The 16799-nt window shown below is 37.2% G+C and carries 19 protein-coding genes; 2 read left to right on the top strand and 17 right to left on the bottom strand.

Annotated elements, in window-relative coordinates; genetic code table 11:
* Positions 1-131 precede the first annotated feature (131 nt).
* A complete protein-coding gene (locus BFA01S_RS09415; protein ID WP_066228944.1) occupies positions 132-497 on the top strand; it encodes a winged helix-turn-helix transcriptional regulator in 366 nt (121 codons plus the stop codon).
* 20 nt (positions 498-517) lie between these two features.
* Here BFA01S_RS09415 and BFA01S_RS09410 read toward each other — a convergent pair whose 3' ends face one another.
* From BFA01S_RS09410 to BFA01S_RS09390, 5 genes are all read right to left on the bottom strand, one after another.
* Positions 518-1708 carry a YhgE/Pip domain-containing protein gene (locus tag BFA01S_RS09410; RefSeq protein ID WP_066228942.1) on the bottom strand — a complete coding sequence of 397 codons (1191 nt, stop codon included), beginning with the start codon at positions 1706-1708 and terminating at the stop codon, positions 518-520.
* A gap of 57 nt (positions 1709-1765) precedes the next feature.
* Positions 1766-2350: a TetR/AcrR family transcriptional regulator gene (locus BFA01S_RS09405; RefSeq protein ID WP_066228939.1), complete on the bottom strand. Its 585-nt coding sequence runs from the start codon at positions 2348-2350 to the stop codon at positions 1766-1768.
* 77 nt (positions 2351-2427) lie between these two features.
* Complete coding sequence (bioA, locus tag BFA01S_RS09400) at positions 2428-3774, bottom strand: adenosylmethionine--8-amino-7-oxononanoate transaminase (RefSeq protein WP_066228936.1); 1347 nt, start codon at positions 3772-3774, stop codon at positions 2428-2430.
* Positions 3771-4475, bottom strand: a complete 705-nt coding sequence (gene bioD, locus BFA01S_RS09395; RefSeq protein WP_066228934.1) for a dethiobiotin synthase — start codon at positions 4473-4475, stop codon at positions 3771-3773. The genes bioA and bioD overlap by 4 nt, the downstream gene beginning before the upstream one ends.
* A gap of 355 nt (positions 4476-4830) precedes the next feature.
* The gene (locus BFA01S_RS09390; protein WP_066228931.1) at positions 4831-5127 is read right to left on the bottom strand and encodes a DUF2325 domain-containing protein; all 297 of its coding nucleotides are present in this window, start codon (positions 5125-5127) and stop codon (positions 4831-4833) included.
* Between the two features lie 210 nt (positions 5128-5337).
* Here BFA01S_RS09390 and BFA01S_RS09385 point away from each other — a divergent pair, with 210 nt between their 5' ends.
* Entirely contained in the window at positions 5338-5700 is a 363-nt protein-coding gene (locus BFA01S_RS09385; RefSeq protein WP_066228929.1) for a DoxX family protein, read from the top strand.
* 50 nt (positions 5701-5750) lie between these two features.
* On the opposite strand, the gene BFA01S_RS09380 is transcribed toward BFA01S_RS09385, so the two are convergent.
* The 12 genes from BFA01S_RS09380 to BFA01S_RS09325 all read right to left on the bottom strand — a co-directional run bounded on the left by BFA01S_RS09380 (position 5751) and on the right by BFA01S_RS09325 (position 16798).
* On the bottom strand, positions 5751-6350 hold the full coding sequence (locus BFA01S_RS09380; protein ID WP_066228926.1) for a methyltransferase: 600 nt from the start codon (positions 6348-6350) through the stop codon (positions 5751-5753).
* A gap of 116 nt (positions 6351-6466) precedes the next feature.
* The gene (cobO, locus tag BFA01S_RS09375) at positions 6467-7015 is read right to left on the bottom strand and encodes a cob(I)yrinic acid a,c-diamide adenosyltransferase (RefSeq protein ID WP_066228923.1); all 549 of its coding nucleotides are present in this window, start codon (positions 7013-7015) and stop codon (positions 6467-6469) included.
* A gap of 15 nt (positions 7016-7030) precedes the next feature.
* Positions 7031-7594, bottom strand: coding sequence for a nitroreductase family protein (locus BFA01S_RS09370; RefSeq protein WP_066228920.1), 564 nt, complete (start codon positions 7592-7594; stop codon positions 7031-7033).
* A 17-nt stretch (positions 7595-7611) separates the two neighbouring features.
* Positions 7612-8364 carry a uroporphyrinogen-III C-methyltransferase gene (gene cobA / locus BFA01S_RS09365; protein ID WP_066228916.1) on the bottom strand — a complete coding sequence of 251 codons (753 nt, stop codon included), beginning with the start codon at positions 8362-8364 and terminating at the stop codon, positions 7612-7614.
* The gene (locus BFA01S_RS09360; protein WP_066228913.1) at positions 8357-9874 is read right to left on the bottom strand and encodes a cobyric acid synthase; all 1518 of its coding nucleotides are present in this window, start codon (positions 9872-9874) and stop codon (positions 8357-8359) included. The genes cobA and BFA01S_RS09360 overlap by 8 nt, the downstream gene beginning before the upstream one ends.
* Positions 9867-11234 carry a cobyrinic acid a,c-diamide synthase CobB gene (locus BFA01S_RS09355; RefSeq protein WP_066228910.1) on the bottom strand — a complete coding sequence of 456 codons (1368 nt, stop codon included), beginning with the start codon at positions 11232-11234 and terminating at the stop codon, positions 9867-9869. Before BFA01S_RS09355 ends, BFA01S_RS09360 begins: the two co-directional genes overlap by 8 nt.
* A gap of 16 nt (positions 11235-11250) precedes the next feature.
* Complete coding sequence (locus tag BFA01S_RS09350; RefSeq protein WP_066228907.1) at positions 11251-12375, bottom strand: cobalt-precorrin 5A hydrolase; 1125 nt, start codon at positions 12373-12375, stop codon at positions 11251-11253.
* Positions 12376-13146 carry a precorrin-4 C(11)-methyltransferase gene (gene cobM / locus BFA01S_RS09345; protein ID WP_066228904.1) on the bottom strand — a complete coding sequence of 257 codons (771 nt, stop codon included), beginning with the start codon at positions 13144-13146 and terminating at the stop codon, positions 12376-12378. It abuts the gene before it with no gap.
* A complete protein-coding gene (gene cobI / locus BFA01S_RS09340) occupies positions 13143-13844 on the bottom strand; it encodes a precorrin-2 C(20)-methyltransferase (RefSeq protein ID WP_066228902.1) in 702 nt (233 codons plus the stop codon). Before cobI ends, cobM begins: the two co-directional genes overlap by 4 nt.
* 2 nt (positions 13845-13846) lie before the next feature.
* A complete protein-coding gene (locus BFA01S_RS09335) occupies positions 13847-15055 on the bottom strand; it encodes a bifunctional cobalt-precorrin-7 (C(5))-methyltransferase/cobalt-precorrin-6B (C(15))-methyltransferase (RefSeq protein WP_066228900.1) in 1209 nt (402 codons plus the stop codon).
* Positions 15033-16145 (bottom strand): cobalt-precorrin-5B (C(1))-methyltransferase, encoded by a 1113-nt coding sequence (locus BFA01S_RS09330; protein ID WP_066228947.1) that lies wholly within the window; start codon positions 16143-16145, stop codon positions 15033-15035. The genes BFA01S_RS09335 and BFA01S_RS09330 overlap by 23 nt, the downstream gene beginning before the upstream one ends.
* Entirely contained in the window at positions 16145-16798 is a 654-nt protein-coding gene (locus BFA01S_RS09325; RefSeq protein WP_066228897.1) for a precorrin-8X methylmutase, read from the bottom strand. The genes BFA01S_RS09330 and BFA01S_RS09325 overlap by 1 nt, the downstream gene beginning before the upstream one ends.
* Between the last annotated feature and the right edge of the window lies 1 nt (position 16799).

The raw sequence follows: 16799 nt of genomic DNA, 5'->3' as shown, positions 1-16799 counted from the left end.
CTGATAGAAGTTTCACTTTATCATTCACTAAAATTATAGAAAGAAGTTCTAATTTATGGAAGAAGGCACATTTATGTATTATAGTATCATTAGTGTTACTGAAAAGAATATTCTGCTGGGGTGATGCCTTTATGAGAAATAGAAAAAGCGGCTATGGATGCCCGGAAGGTTGTCCTGTTGAATCAACATTAGATGTTATTGGTGGAAAATGGAAAGGTGTTATTCTGTATCATCTCCTCTATGAAAAAAAGCGTTTTAATGAACTAAGAAAACTTATGCCTGGAATTACACAAAGAATGCTGACTTTGCAATTAAGTGAATTAGAAAAGGATGGAGTTGTACATAGAAAGGCTTTTCCCGTTGTCCCGCCTAAAGTGGAGTATTCATTAACTGAATTCGGTAAAACTTTAGAGCCAATTATTATATTGATGGAAGAATGGGGAGAAAAATATAAAACAAGAATGAGAGAACAAGAAGAGGTTCGAAAATCTAACTGATTATCGGACCTCTTCTTCTCTTATAATTCTCCATCAACAGCGAGCGAGCTTGAACTTTTGGAAGTAGTTCCTGTAAAAAGAACCCTTCCCGCAGCGATAAACAGAGTAACTGCAGTTATTAATAAAAGAATAACTAGTACATTCCCCATTCCTGTCCCACCAAAAATAATGTTGTAATAACCTTCTGCAGCATATGTCGCAGGCAAATACTCGCCTAATCCTTGATAAAAGCTGGACAGCATTGCTCTTGGTACGATGACACCTGATGTAACGAGCTGAAGAGATAATAAAAGTATATTAAAAAGCATTCCGCCTTGACCAAATACAATGACAAACATCTGCGTTAAACTTAAGAAAGAGAAGAACACGAGCACCTGGAATAGTAAAAATTCAAAAATTGATAATTTAAGGTTCATATTAAAAATCTCTAAAAATAATAAAGTAATCAATGCCAGCAGTATAGATGCTCCTAAGTTAATAATTAATCTTGTCATAAAAATAGACCATTTTGAATAATTGCTTTTAAGCTTTGCCGCTACAATATTAATATTCATACTCATAATCATAGAACCGACATAGGAAGCGAGCACGACCATCATCGGTACCATTGTAACTGCAAAACCTTTTGCTTCATTTACTTTTTCGATTGACGGTTGTACAGGATGAATGTTTAATGACTGTATTACTTGTGAAATGTTTGCTGAAACATTTTTAGCCAATTCTTCAGAAGGCAATGTTGTTTTCATCTGTTCTGATAAATTAGATTGAATTATTTGCTGCTTATACTGGTATACATTTTCATTTATCTTTCCAGTAATATTTTTAGCAGCTCCGTCCATTATTTGCTTCGACATTGTGGGATTTGCTTCATTTATAAAATAATTAATTGAATTAGTTTCTCCTTTTTGCAAATTACCGGTGAAGTTTTCCGGAATTTGCATGACCATATCTAATTTCCGCTCATTCATTTCCTTTTTAGCAGTTTCAACAGATTCATATGTTTTCATTTGAAATGGAATTTGCTTTACTATTTCATCTGTATTAAAATACTCATCCTCATTAATGAATCCTATTTTCAGATCATCCGTCCGTTCTGATACCCCATCATATGCTGTCATCCATACGGAAAAGAAGATAAGTAAGAAAGCGAAAGCAACTGCTAATCCAATATAAGTTTCTGTGTGCTTAAAAAACTGCCTCATCGTTTTCATTTCATAGCCTCCCTTAATAGTATGTAAGTACATGCTTGCAAGTAGGATGAAAAAATTCTAGGGAGTTAAACCCCTAGCAAAAAGCTGAATGCTGTTTTTAATAAAAGCATCCTGAGAACCTGGAACAAGCTCTTGTCCAAAGCGTGCTTTAGAAATGAAGTAGCCGAAATTAAGCCAAATGAAATTCATCGCCTGAAACTCAATATCTGTTTCCACTATTTTTCCTCTTTTTTTCATCTCTGTAAAATAGGAAACCATTACATTTCTTAATTGCCTTGGAACTTCTATAATTGTTTCATTCATTTCTGGGAATAAACCTGCTTCTCTGAATACAATTAAAATTAGGTCTTTCATGTCCTCCATATAGGCATGATATCCGTGTGAAATGAGCAATAAATCATGTTCCAGTTCCCAAATCATTGCTTCATTAATTATTTTTTCAATCATTGGCGTATAAGAAACCTTTTGAAGAACTGCATCCATCAACCCCTTTTTATTCCCAAAGTGGCGAAAGATTGTTACTTCATTCACACCCGCCCGTTCTGCAACTGCTCGGGTTGTTGCTCCTTTATATCCGTGATCCCGAAATAATTCGATAAAAGCTTTAATTATTTTTTCTGAAGTATCATTTTGTTCTGCCATATTTACTCAGCTTCCAATCCTATGCAAGTGTTTACTTACATCATAAATGTAAATGAATTTACATGCATTGTCAAATACTAATTATTTTCTGTTACCTGTAGGATTGCTTCTTTCATTATATTAACCATTTCTTTCAGCTGCCCAGCCTCACTCGCAAACGGCGGCATAAATACAACAACATCTCCAAGCGGTCTTGTTAACATTCCAAGCTCTCTCATTTTTAATGTTGCTTTATAGCCGACTCTCTCCTGCCATGGGAACGATTCTTTTGTTTCTTTGTTTTTCACAAGTTCTATCCCGCACATTAAGCCTGCCTGCCGTATATTTCCTACATGGCTTAACTCTTTTAATTTTCCAAGTTCTTCTTCTACTAATAAAGCTTTTTCCCTCACTTTTCCTACTACATTTTCCTTCTCATAAATTTCTAAATTCGCTAAAGCTGCCGCACAGCCCAGCTGGTTTCCAGTATACGAATGACCATGGAAAAATGTCTTAAATTCTTCATATTCTCCGTAGAATGCTTCATATATTTTCTCTGTCGTAACAGTTGCGGCGATTGGGAGATATCCGCCTGTTATTCCTTTGGCCATTGTCATAATATCAGGCTGGACATTTTCATGTTCGACTGCAAACATTTTTCCTGTTCTGCCAAAGCCTGTTGCCACTTCATCTGCAATGAGAAGAATATTAAACTCCCTGCAAAGCTTTTCCACACCTTTTAGATAGCCTTTTGGCATAACATTCATCCCGCCTGCCCCTTGAATAATAGGCTCCAATGTAATGGCAGCTATTTCTTCATGATGATTAGCAAATATCTCTTTTAACTTTGCAAGCGCCTCGTCACGAATAAATGCTTCATCATGAGAGGAGTGACGATAAATAAGTGGAAAAGGTGATTTAATAGACTGGAACATTAATGCCCCATATACACGATGATAAAGATCAATATCTCCTATGCTAATTGCACCAACTGTATCCCCATGATAATTGTTTGTAAGTGTTACAAATTTCTTCTTTTTCGTCTCCCCAATATTTTGCCAATATTGATAGGCCATTTTCACGGCAATTTCAACAGCTGTTGCACCTGAATCAGAATAAAAAACTCTTTGTAAACCGCTTGGAGTTATTTCAACGAGTCTCTCTGCTAACTGAACAGCTGGCACATTTGCAGCACCAAGTAATGTAGAGTGAGCAATTTTATTAAGCTGATCCCTTATTGCTTCATTTATTTCCTGTTTCCTATGACCATGAACATTCAGCCATAAAGAGGAATAGCCATCTAAATATTCTTTTCCATAAATATCTTTTAAAACAATTCCTTCCCCGCTTTCAATGATAAGGGGGTCTCTTTCATAATCACTCATTTGTGTAAATGGGAGCCATAAATGTTTTTTACTTGAGTGAAGAAGCTGCTGTTCGTTCATATTCTAATCTCCTTTAACTGTAATGAAGATAAAATTTCATTCAGTAAATCATCATCTTGAAACAATTTTTCTACATTTTCTATGTAAGGGACTACTCCGAAAACAGGGATATTCGTTATTTTTTCAATCATCTTTCTATTATCCTGTTCAATGAGCTGATCTCCTTTTGTCACCCGATTCATAATGATACCCGCAACTTTTATTCCAGCCTCTCTCATTGCCATTACGGAAAGAATAGTATGATTAATTGTCCCGAGTCCCGCCCTTGCAACAAGAAGTACCGGAATATTTGCGTCTTTTATTAAGTGAATAATGCTATAGCCGTCATCGCTTAAAGGAACAATTAAACCGCCAGCTCCTTCTACCAATACGATATCATGCTCCTTTTCCAGCAATTTAATATGTTCTATAATTACAGAAGGATAAATGTGGATATTTTCTTCTCTTGCCGCCAGATGTGGGGAACTTGCTTTTTTTAATAAATATGTATTAATAGCTTTTTCATTCAACTCTGGCAATGCTTGTTTATAAATTTGTATATCTGGGGCAACTAGCTTCCCTTCTACTTCTAACGCCCCGCTCTGCACAGGCTTATAAGGAATAACCTTTTCTCCTTTTTTATGAAAATAAGCTGTTAATAGTGCTGTTACAACTGTTTTACCGACATCTGTATCGGTGCCGGCAATAAATAATGAAACCATTTAAACACCTCTATATGTTAACTAAATATATTTAAAAGTTAACATATCAGAAGCTAATATTCAACGATTACTAAAATTTACAAATTGGGTATGTGATGAAAAAGTGTCGTCTTTTGTGGATTATTTACGGTATTAATGGCAATTGGGGCAAACGTATCACCATACTTAATGATTTGAGTTACATTTCAATCCTAATGAAGATATAGACTAATAACAAAGAGCCCTTTTGGACAGATCATTTCTCTGACTAAAAGGGCTTTTTATAAGTAACTGTAAATTTTAATAACTAACCTCTCCCTGTACAAATTACACTTCGTTTTATAACTCAATATTATCAAAAGATTATATTAAGCTATCATGATGTCAATAATTTCTCCCGCTTCCTTAATTCAGAATCAATAGCACACCAAGATCTTTTAGCAAAGCAAATCGGAATAGCATTTTCTTGTGCTCTTCTTTTAATCATATTTGAAAGATTATGATTTATATAGTCAGTTAATATTAGTATCAAACCAACCTTTGTCGGTATTTCCTTTTTTGACATTTGTTTTTTTCTTCCATCCAAATGAATAATTTCTTTAAATCCTCTTCCCTCTAATTTCTTCGTTATTTTGTCAATATTATCTCCACCAACTACTAATAATGATTCCATGTTTTATCCTCCTTTTTGTAAAAAAATAGAGACCCCAACCTTTGCTTATAAAAGCAAATAGTTAAGGTCTCTAGTAATCTAGTCGACTAATAATTAAATTTATTATATTTAATATAAACATATTAAACCGATTAGTCAAGTATGAATTAAAAATAAATGAAAAGTTTGTCTCCTTCCTGCATATATTTTTAGGTAAAGGAGGGTATCTGCTTGACTAGTTCTCATTCTCTCAAACTCATTAGATATTTAGTTGCATATGTATTTATTATTTCCGGATTAATGAAATTAGTAGACAATGAATTAAGCAATTACTTTATTAGCTTAGGACTGCCGTTTCCAATCTATACAATGTATATTATTGTTATTTTGGAAATAAGCTGTGGCATTTTCATTTTACTTAATAAAAAAGTTCGACTTGCAGTAGTTCCATTAATTATCGTTATGATTGGCGCGATTTTAATAACAAAAGTGCCATCACTGCATTTAGGTCTTTTACAATTTTCTTTTAATGCGAGACTGGATATTGTTATGTTAGTATTACTATTTATTTTATACTTCAGATCACGTATTTAACTAATAATAAACGAGAAGAAACTGGCTTTTCAATTGCCAGTTTCTCCTGTCTAATATTCCAATTTATATATTAAAAACCGTTCATATAGATTATTTTCGGGAAGTTTAATCTCTTCTTTCAATTCAAAAGCAGTTTCATTTTCTAAAAAATACATATAATCATCTGAACTATAATATAAAATAAGCTCAATATCCCGTTTCTTTCGTTCAACTGAAAGCAGTATATTATTAATAATCCCTCTGAATATTTGAATGGAGAACGGGTTAAAAAAGTAAAAGCGGTTGTCTAATGGATTAATTTCGTATTCTTCTGCTAAACAGCAGTAAAAATGAATCTTGTCCTTACCATTTTTCCGTTTCCGTACATAGCGGTCGCGATTTTCAATTGCTTCTTTATAAAAAGTTTCATTCATTTCGATCCCTATAGCTGTTGCATTATACATATAATGAACAAAGAAATTTAACCGTCCCTTTCCACAGCCGAAATCAACGATATGGTCACTGCTCTTCAGCTCATATTGTGTGAATAGCTTTTCTAAAGCATCGTATGGTGTCGGCTCGTAACGATGGTAATGCATCGATTGATTAAATCCTTTTTGTTCTCCTGTTGTTTTTATATTAAGCATCGCATCATAATACTGTTCATTCATCTAGACATTCCTCATTTAAACTTGTATTAAAAGCAAAGAGCCTCCCTGTATCGAAAGGCTCTTTACATTATTTTATATAAATTCAAGATAATTATCCAATATGAATACTATGCTCGTTAAAATTCAATCCCTTTAACAGCCGGCACTCCGTCTTGATAATAATGCTTTACCTCAGTCATTTCTGTTACTAGATCCGCTAACTCGATAATTTCCTGTTTCGCATTTCTTCCTGTAATGACAAGATGCATATCTTCATGACGGTTCTCAATAAGATCAATCACTTCTTCTAGCGGGAGCACATCATCAATCGGAAACTTATCAATTGATAAGGCATTGTTTAGTTCGTCCAATATAATAAGATCATACTCATTTGAATTTACTTTCTCTTTTGCTAAAACCCAGCCTGCTTTCAATGCTTCACGATGTTCTTCAGGCGTCTTCGTCCATGTAAATCCGACACCTGTCTGAATCATCTCAATGCCAAGCTTATCTAAAGTAATTTTTTCACCATATGTCCGCTGCGGAGATTTAATAAATTGGATGATTAATACACGCTGCCCTCTTCCAATTGCACGAACTGCAAGCCCTAAAGATGCAGTTGTTTTTCCTTTTCCATTACCTGTATATAATAAAAATAATCCTTTTTTTCTTTTAGACTCTGCCATATGACATCTCCCGCTTTACAGCCATGTCGTCTTTTCTGTATAAGAAGTACGCTTGGAAGGCTTTAACTTATTTAATGATTCTTCATCAGGATAGCCGACAAAGATATTACCAATCACTTTTTTATTTTCAGGTGAACCGACGAACTCATGAAGCCTGTCATCGTGGACAAGACCGACACCTCTCGTACGCCAGACAAAGCCTAGACCAAGCTCTTCTGCCGCAAGCCACATCGAATGGATTGCACAGCAAACAGCGAATTCATTATCTTTTGTAGCATCTTCATCGTCTGGTACGATATCGCTCGTAACAACAATATGTACCGGTGTTGTTTTCACTACTTTTAATGAACTTTCTACTAAATGAGGTTTCGTTGGAAAACGTTCATTTAAGTATTCCTCTGCCAGCTGTTCATATCGCTTTTTCGCTTCTCCCTTTATTACATAAAAACTCCAAGGCTCTCTTAAACGGTCATTCGGCGCTAATGTTGCTGCTTCTAATAAGATTGCAAGCTTCTCATCTTCCACATCTTTATCGATATAATCTCTTATTGCTCTACGTTTTTTCAATATCTCTAACATGAATAAGACCTCCTGCTCTACTCTTTTTCAAACCAGTTTATTTTTTCACGCAGCTGAACGACATCCCCTACTAAAACGATTGCTGGATGTGTAATATTTTCTGCTTGTGCAATAGCCTCAATAGTTTCAAGCGTTCCTGTTACTGTCTTCTGCTTTGTCGTTGTTCCCCATTGAATAAGGGCGGCAGGTGTTTCAGGATTTCTGCCGTGCTTGATGAGCATATGGCAAATGTGACTCAGATTACCGACACCCATATAAAAAGCAATCGTATCAATTCCAGTCGCAAGCGCTGACCAGTTTAAATAATCGTTTCCTTTATCTTCCCTGCCATGGGCTGTAACAATTGCAAATGATGTTGCATGATCACGATGTGTTACCGGAATTCCGGCATATGCTGGTGCTGCAATTCCTGATGTAACACCCGGAATTATCTCAAACTTGATCCCGTTATTAGCTAAAATCTCTGCTTCTTCCCCTACACGGCCAAAAATACAAGGGTCACCGCCCTTTAAACGAGTGACAATATTTCCAGCCAATGCTTTTTCTACTAGAAGTTCATTAATCTGATCCTGAATAAGTTCATGCTTGCCGGGAAGCTTGCCGCAAAAGATCAGTTCTGCTCCCTCTTTTGCGTAATTTAATAACTCATCATTTATAAGTCTGTCATACAGAATGACATCAGCTTCTTTTATACATTCCATCCCATAGATCGTCATAAGCCTCGGATCACCCGGTCCTGCCCCTACTAAATAGACTTTTCCTTTACTCATTCATTTCCCTTCTTCCAAACTCTCTCATTTTTCCTTCGATAAAATCAATATCGACATGCTCTTTCACATGGTCTGCCAATCTATCAAACTCTCTTTCTCTTAAATCATTAAATAGGGGTCTGTCCTTAATCGGAGATAAGCCTTTATCTGCTCGAATTGAGTTCAGTAAAACTGTTCTAAATTCATCATTATGAAAAATGCCGTGGAAATACGTTCCAACGACTGTTTGATCATTGTTTTTACAGCCATCAAAATGGTCATCAACTTTAATAAGAGAGTCATATTGTCCAGTGAAAACAGTTTCTCCCATATGTATTTCATAACCGTCTATTGAAATCTTCTTCCCGTCATATATCAGTTCACCTTGTGAACGAACTGTCGTTTTATTAGCAGTCATTGCCGTATTAGCCGGTAAAAGAGCAAAGCCGTCTATTGATTTAGTTGCAGATTCCATTCCAAGAGGATCAGAAATCAATTCTCCAAGCATTTGATAACCGCCGCAAATTCCGAAAATCATTACTTTTTTCTCTTTATGAAGCTTTAATATTTCATCAAAAAGACCTGTTTCTTTTAAAAATAATAAATCATCAATCGTATTTTTACTGCCTGGTAAAATAATAAGATCCGGATCTTCTAATTGCTTACGGTTTGTTACAAAACGAATATGGCAGTCTTCTTCAGCTAAAAATGGATCAATATCAGTGAAATTAGAAATTCGAGGGTAGCGGATAACAGCAATATCGATATCTTTTTCACCAGTTTTCTTCGTGTCATAACGATCCAGCATAACAGAATCCTCTGCATCAATTTGGAGATTTGAAAGATAAGGAATAACACCGAGAACCGGTTTTCCAGTATATTCTTCAAACCATGTTAAACCGGATTCAAGCAGTTTTTTATCGCCTCTGAATTTATTAATAATGACCCCGATAATTCGGTCACGATCTTTTTGTTCGAGGAGCTGAAGGGTACCAACTAAGCTCGCAAATACTCCGCCCTTTTCAATATCACCAATTAATACAACAGGGGCATTTGCCATATGAGCAACCCTCATATTTACTAATTCACGATCATTTAAATTCACTTCAGCAGGACTTCCCGCACCTTCGATAACGACCCTGTCATACTGCTCGCCTAAAGTGTGAAGAGATTCGTTAATTAACTGCAGTCCCGTTTCAAAAAACTCACGGCGATAGGCATAAGCCTCCATATTTTTATAAGGAACACCATGTACGACAATTTGGGCTTGATGATCACGATTCGGTTTAATTAAAATCGGGTTCATATTTGTTGTTGCCGCAGTTTTAGCCGCCTCTGCCTGAACGCCTTGAGCCCGTCCAATCTCCTTGCCGTCTAATGTAATATACGAATTAAGCGCCATATTTTGTGATTTAAACGGGGTTGTATTATATCCCTCATTAGCAAAAATCCGGCAAAATGCTGTTACAATTACACTCTTTCCTGCGTCAGAATGTGTACCTTGGAACATAATAGGTAACGCTTTACTCATTTTCCCGATACTCCTTACAAGCAACTATCCAGTTTTCTACCATTTCAGGGCATGATGCAAAATGAAAATGAGTGTATCCCGCTACAACGTTTTTATAAAGGACTCCTTCTTTTTTCACGCCTCTCATCCCTTTTACTTCATATGCGTAATCTGTTATTTCTTCTGACGGATGGAATGTAGAATAATGAAATTCGTGTCCTTTCGCTTCTAACTCTCCTTTTAAAAGGAAGTTATCGCCTTTTATTTCTCTGTAGCCGAGTGCCGCTCTTTTTGTTTGCATACGGACAGAACCTTTTATAATACCGAGCATCTCAAATTGTTCCTTATCCGTCGTTTCAATATTTTCCGTTAAAAACATAAATCCGCCGCATTCAGCAAGTGTAGGAATTCCTCTTTCAATTGCCTGTCTGATCGATTGCTTCATTTCATGTTGTCCAGCCAACTCGGATGCAAATTCCTCTGGAAAACCTCCACCTAAATAAAGCCCTTGGACATTATCCGGCAGTACTTCACCTTTCACTGGGGAAAACTCCACTAATTCTGCACCAAATGCTTTTAGAAGATCTAAATTTTCCTCATAATAAAAATTAAATGCCGCATCTTTCGCAACAGCTATTCTCACTTGCGTGTCATATTTTTCCCCGAAAAAATTCGTCTCAATGCTAACTGGCGGTGCTTTAACTAATTCATATAATTGATCTAAATCAATTGATTCACTCACTAATTCACCGAGCTGATCAAAGAAAGGATCAAGCTCGCCGCGCTCAACAGATGGAACAAGTCCAAGATGACGCTCAGGAATCGATAATTCCGCATTACGCTTTAAGTAGCCAACAACAGGGATTTCACATTCCTTTTCAATCGCCGATTTCACAATTTTGTAATGGCCTTCACTGCCGACATTATTTGCAATGACTGCAACGATGTTAGGACCTTCCGCAAATACCTGGAATCCTTTTACGATCGCAGCCGCACTTCTTGCCATGCTTGCACAATTAACGACTAGTACAACAGGCGTTTCTAAAATCATACTAAGCTCTGCTGTCGTTCCACTGTTTGTTAATGGATTTTTCCCGTCAAAAAACCCCATTACACCTTCAATAATAGAAAGATCTGCACCACGACTGCCATTATAAAATATTTCTTTTACGACATCGTGATCAAGCATCCAGCTGTCAAGATTTCTGGAAGGACGCTTTGTCACAGCTTTATGATATGTTGGGTCGATATAATCAGGCCCGCATTTAAATCCCTGAACAGTGAGCCCTTTTTTCATAAAAGCGGACATAAGGCCGATCGTGAGTGTTGTTTTTCCAACACCGCTTCCGGTTCCCGCAATGACAAACCTATGATTGGACATATTTATTTCCCTTCTCTCAGTGTTCAATAACTGCAACTGAAATCGTTACATTACCTGACTTTTTCTTTACAATCTCCAGCTTATCAGAACCGCTGTATTTTTTAGCCGCTGGTTCACTTACACCGTAAGCACCTGTAAATTTATATACTGTATCTGACGGCTGCTCAATAGAAATCTCATTTAATTGTTTCGGAGAATAATAAATGAACTCCCAATTATATTTATTTGTAATTTCCAGCAGGCCCTCTTCATCTTTCTTTAAATCAATTGTGCATACTGCTTTTACACTATTTATAGAAAATTGAAGTTCATCTAATGTTTCTTTTATCACTGATTCAATTTCTTCCGCTGCCGTTCCTCTGTTACATCCTATTCCCAAGACAATTACTTTCGGGCGGAATAAAACACCGTTATCGAGGATTTTTTCCTCAGCTTCCGCTAATAGCCTGTGCGTTACAACTAATGCCCCGTCAATAGGCTGCTTCAGTGCTTCTTCAATGCTTTCATACTCTGTAATACTTTCCGGAAGAGGTGTATCATGATGCCACCAGTTTCTTTCACCGGATTCTCTTACGACAGCCACTCTTTCTTCATTCACGACAGATGCACTGACCGGTGTCAGCTTCTCATCAGACTCCCACGTCCAGCCGAAACGTTTTCCGAATAAATCTACTGGAATTGTTTTCTGTACGTCAGATGCAGTTGTAATAACTGGAACAGCACCAAGTAAAGCTGCAATTTCTGCTGTTAATTCATTTGCTCCGCCGATATGACCTGATAGCACACTAATAACATGTTCTGCTTTATCATCAACAACGACAACACCTGGATCAGTCTTTTTATCTTTTAAAATAGGAGCAATCATTCTAACGACTGCGCCTAAAGAAATAATTAAAATAAGGCCTTTATAATGCTTGAAAAGGGACGGCAGTAAAAGACGTACACTTCCTTGAAAGAGCTGAATCCCTTTCTGCTCTTCATCCCCTTTTTCAAACTTGCTCATATAATAAACATCAGATCCTTGAAAAATAGAACCTAGTCTTCTAGCTGTTTCAACGCCATGCTTTGTGATCGCAACGATAGCATAATCTCCGTTCTGACGAATAACGGCTTCTTCATTCTCTACTAAAGACAGGACCAATTATTTGACCCCCTTACGGAATCCATGTGTGAAGCTTTTATCATAAAGCTTTGAGCGGAAGTCCTTGGAATGAATGTCCTCGTCTAATGCCCAGCCTGCAAGGATCATTGCCTGCTTACGAATCCCGTTCTCTCTCATCGCATCATCCAATTTTTCAATTGTCGTACGGACAATTTTCTGATCTGGCCATGTTGCTTTATATACGACAACGACAGGTGTTTCTTTCTCCCATCCTGCTTCAATAAATTCTCTCATTACTTTTTTCGTTAATGTTGCAGATAAGAATAAGGCAACTGTACAATGATGGGAAGCAAGGTCTTTTAATTTTTCAAACTCAGGGACAGGCGTTCTTCCTTCTGCACGAGTAAGGATAACCGTTTGTGTTAAATCAGGAATTGTAAGCTCTGCACCAGCTGCTGCCGCAGATGCGAATACAGAACTAACACCTGGGATAATTTCTACTTCCACGCCTTCTTTTTTTAATAATGCAATCTGCTCCATAATTGCCCCGTAAACAGCAGGATCACCAGTATGTACACGAACGACTTTTTTTCCTGTCTTTAATCGGTCAACCATTAAATCAACCATTTCCTGTAAATGCATGCCAGCTGTTTTTAAAACTTCAGCTCCAGGCTTCGATTTTGCAATCAACTCCTCATTAACGAGTGAATCCGCATAAAGAACAACGTCTGCCTCTTCTAAAAGCTTTAATCCTTTTACTGTAATTAAATCCGGATCTCCCGGTCCTGCTCCGATAATTGAAAGCTTCATTTTCTCACCACCATTAATGTTAAATATTCAAGGTCTGCTCCATCTAGTTCATTAATATTCCAAACGATTTCTTCACTTGATGTTACCTTTGTTACTACAGATGCTTTATCCAGCAAATCAAGATCACGTAATACTTGAAGCATTAAATCTATTACTTTTGCAACCTTTATAAAAATGACACAATCATTCTCTTCGATTACTTTTCTCATTAAATCATAATCTTCTCTCGCTGGAATGATCGCAACATGATCATCTCCTTCAGCTAGAGGGATACCGAGTCTTGATGCTGCACCGTTGATTGATGAAATTCCTGGAATCATTGAAATTTCCACTTCAGGATGAGCACTTTTCATCATATTCATCATATGGATAAAAGTACTGTATAAAAGCGGGTCTCCCTCCGTTACGAAAGCAACATCTTTTCCTTGTGTCAGCTGTTCCCATACAAGTTCAACCGTTTCCGTCCACTTTTTCTCTAAAATATCAGGATCCTTCGTCATCGGGAATACAAGTCCCAGCATATCTTTTTCTTCAGGCTGAAAATAACAGTCAATAATTCGATGTGCATAGCTTTTACTTCCTCTTAATTTTTTCGGATATGCGATCACATCTGCTTCTTTCAATGTCCTAAATGCTTTTACTGTAATGAGTTCAGGATCTCCTGGTCCAACCCCGACTCCATATAATTTACCGATCATTATTAACTCCCTCTCTTAGCCGTAATAATATATATTGGGTTTAAAGCATCAAATCTAGTTAAATTTAAAATTGGTTTGCTTCGTGAAATTTGTGCAAGAGTAATCGTCGTTTCAAAGCCATTTTGTTTAAAAGCCTGCAATGCCTCTGACAAGTTTTCAATTGTTACTGCATTTAAGACGATTCTTCCATTTTCCTTAAGTCGTTCACAGCAGATAGATAGGATAGCTTCCATACCGCCTGCAGTACCACCTATAAACACGGCATCCGGATCTTTAAATTCATCTAATCTTTCCGGTGCTTTCCCATGAACTGCTGTAAAATCTGTTCGGAACTTTTTCATGTTCTGTAAGCAGTTTTCTAAATCAGCTTCATTTTTCTCAACAGCAAAAACTTCTCCTTCTGTTGCGATACGGGCTGCCTCGATTGCCATTGAGCCTGTACATGTTCCGATATCCCAGACGACAGTTGTTTTCTGAAGGTTTAAAGCACCAATACTTAACGTTCGAATTTCTTTTTTTGTAATAAGTCCTTTATCAGGCTTTCTCTGAATAAATTCCTCATCTTCAATTCCGATTGACCATTCAGGACCTTTTTCTGTTCTTTTTAAAATAACGACATTTAATGGTGAAAACTCTGCTTCCTTCATTTCATCTAAAGTAAACCATCTGTACTGCTCATTTTCACCGCCGATATTTTCTGCAACAAATGCTTTATATTCTGTCATACCAAAGGTAAGAAGATATTCAGCGATACGGTTTGGACTATTTTCAACATCTGTAAGCAATGCTATTTTCGCACGCCCGTCCACTCTCTGTGCGAGTCCTTTCATGCTTCTGCCATGAACACTTACGAAATAAGCATCTTGCCAGCTTTCCCCCATTTTCGAAAAAGCAAGTTGAACAGAACTCAAATATGGATATACTTCTATATTTATTTTGCTGGAAAGATAGCCGCCAATTCCGTAAAAAAGCGGGTCACCTGACGCTAAAACAACAGTTGGACGATTTTCTTCCTGTAATCGTTCAACAATTGCTTTTAAACCACCCTTTACAGTGATCTTCTCTCCTTGATAATTCGGGAAGAAAGCTAAAACTCTCTCACCACCAACAAGCACTTCACTTTCCTCAATCCATTGTGCATATTGCGGCAGTAAGCTTTCTTGACCGTTATCTCCTATCCCGATTAATTTAATCGATTGATTCAATGCCAACAGCCCTTCCTAGTAATTGTCCTTTTAACGTATAAATGGCAGTTTCCATTTTGATTCCGCCTTTTACTTCTTTTAATGCAGAATGACAGCATGCCACACAAAGTTTATTAAAAAATTCATCATGATTCGCCTCGAGCATCATATCTCCGACTTGGGATGCTGTATTCGCATTTTCAATCTCGACCGCAAGCTCTTCTGATGCCCCGACACTGCGAGCAATTTCTGCTAGAAAACCAAAATCGATTGGCGCACTTTTTGAATGAACCATCATGACACCTTGGGCCACTTTCGAAAATTTCCCCATCATTCCAACTAGAGTCACTTTTTTAATCTCTTGTTTCTTGCACTGTTTTAATGAGAAACCTACAAAGTCACCCATTTCAATGAATGCTTCTTCTGGTAAATCTGGAAGAAGCGCCATTCCATATTTCTCACTTCGGCCGCCTGTCGTTAAAACGAGATGATCACAACCGCTGGCTTTTGCGACACTAATAGCTTGAACAATACTTGCCATATAAGCAGAACTAGAAAAAGGAACAACTGTACCTCTTGTTCCTAAAATCGAGATGCCGCCTATAATTCCAAGCCGGCCATTTAATGTTTTTTTCGCCATTTCTTCACCCTCAGGTACAGAAATAACGACTTTCACACCTCTGTTTATTTGAAACTCTTCTAATGTCTCTTGTACAGTCGTTATAATCATTTTTCGCGGCACTGGATTAATTGCCGCTTCACCGACTGGAACAGGAAGACCCGGTTTCGTCACACGTCCGACCCCGACCCCTCCGTCCAAAACAATACCTGGTGAATCTACAAAGCTCACTGTTGAAATGATAAGTGCCTGATGGGTTGCATCAGGGTCATCCCCTGCATCTTTAATCGTTTCACAACTTGCTGTATCTTTCGTTATTGCACATTTTTCAATCGTAAAAGTAGCATCGCGGCCAATCGGTAAATGAATCGTCGCATTCTCCTGCTCTTCACCCGTAATTAATGCGATTAACGCTGCCTTTGTTACAGCTGTTGCACATGCCCCTGTCGTATAGCCATGTCTCATTTCAGATGGATCTTTTTTCACTTTCTTTTCCATTATTTCACCTGATCAGCTAAAATAGAAATCGCATTTAAAGCAGCAACTGTAACCGTACTTCCACCTTTCCGGCCAACATTCGTAATAAACGGAACGTCTGTAATTTTAGCCAATTCTTCTTTTGATTCTGCAGCTGAAACAAAGCCTACAGGCATTCCGATAATTAAATCTGGTTTAGCAATTCCTTCTTTAATTAAACGAATAAGTTCTAATAAAGCTGTTGGTGCATTTCCGATCGCATAAATACCGCCTTCATTTTCACGAACTGCTTTTTGCATCGAAATAATTGCTCTCGTCGTATTTTGACGCTTCGCTTCTTTCATTACATCTTCATCTGAAATATAGCAATGCAGATCACCGCCATACTTTTGGAAACGTTTTTTACCTGTCCCACTTTCGATCATTTGAACGTCTACTATTACATGTCTTCCTTTACGGATCGCATTAATTCCTGCTTGGATTGCATCCCCATTGAACATAACACTTCTTCCTAACTCAAAATCCGCAGAAGCATGAATAATACGGCGTACGACCATCCATTCTTCTTCTGAAAAATCATGTGCACCCATTTCTTCTTTAATAATTGAAAAGCTGTAATCATAAATCTTATCTGGCTCAATTGTTAACGGTTTAAAATCTGTTTTGAAATCCATT

It is taken from the genome of Metabacillus fastidiosus NBRC 101226, from assembly GCF_001591625.1.
In the GTDB taxonomy this organism is placed as follows: Bacteria; Bacillota; Bacilli; order Bacillales; family Bacillaceae; genus Metabacillus; species Metabacillus fastidiosus.
This window is presented reverse-complemented; position numbering and strand designations above follow the sequence as displayed.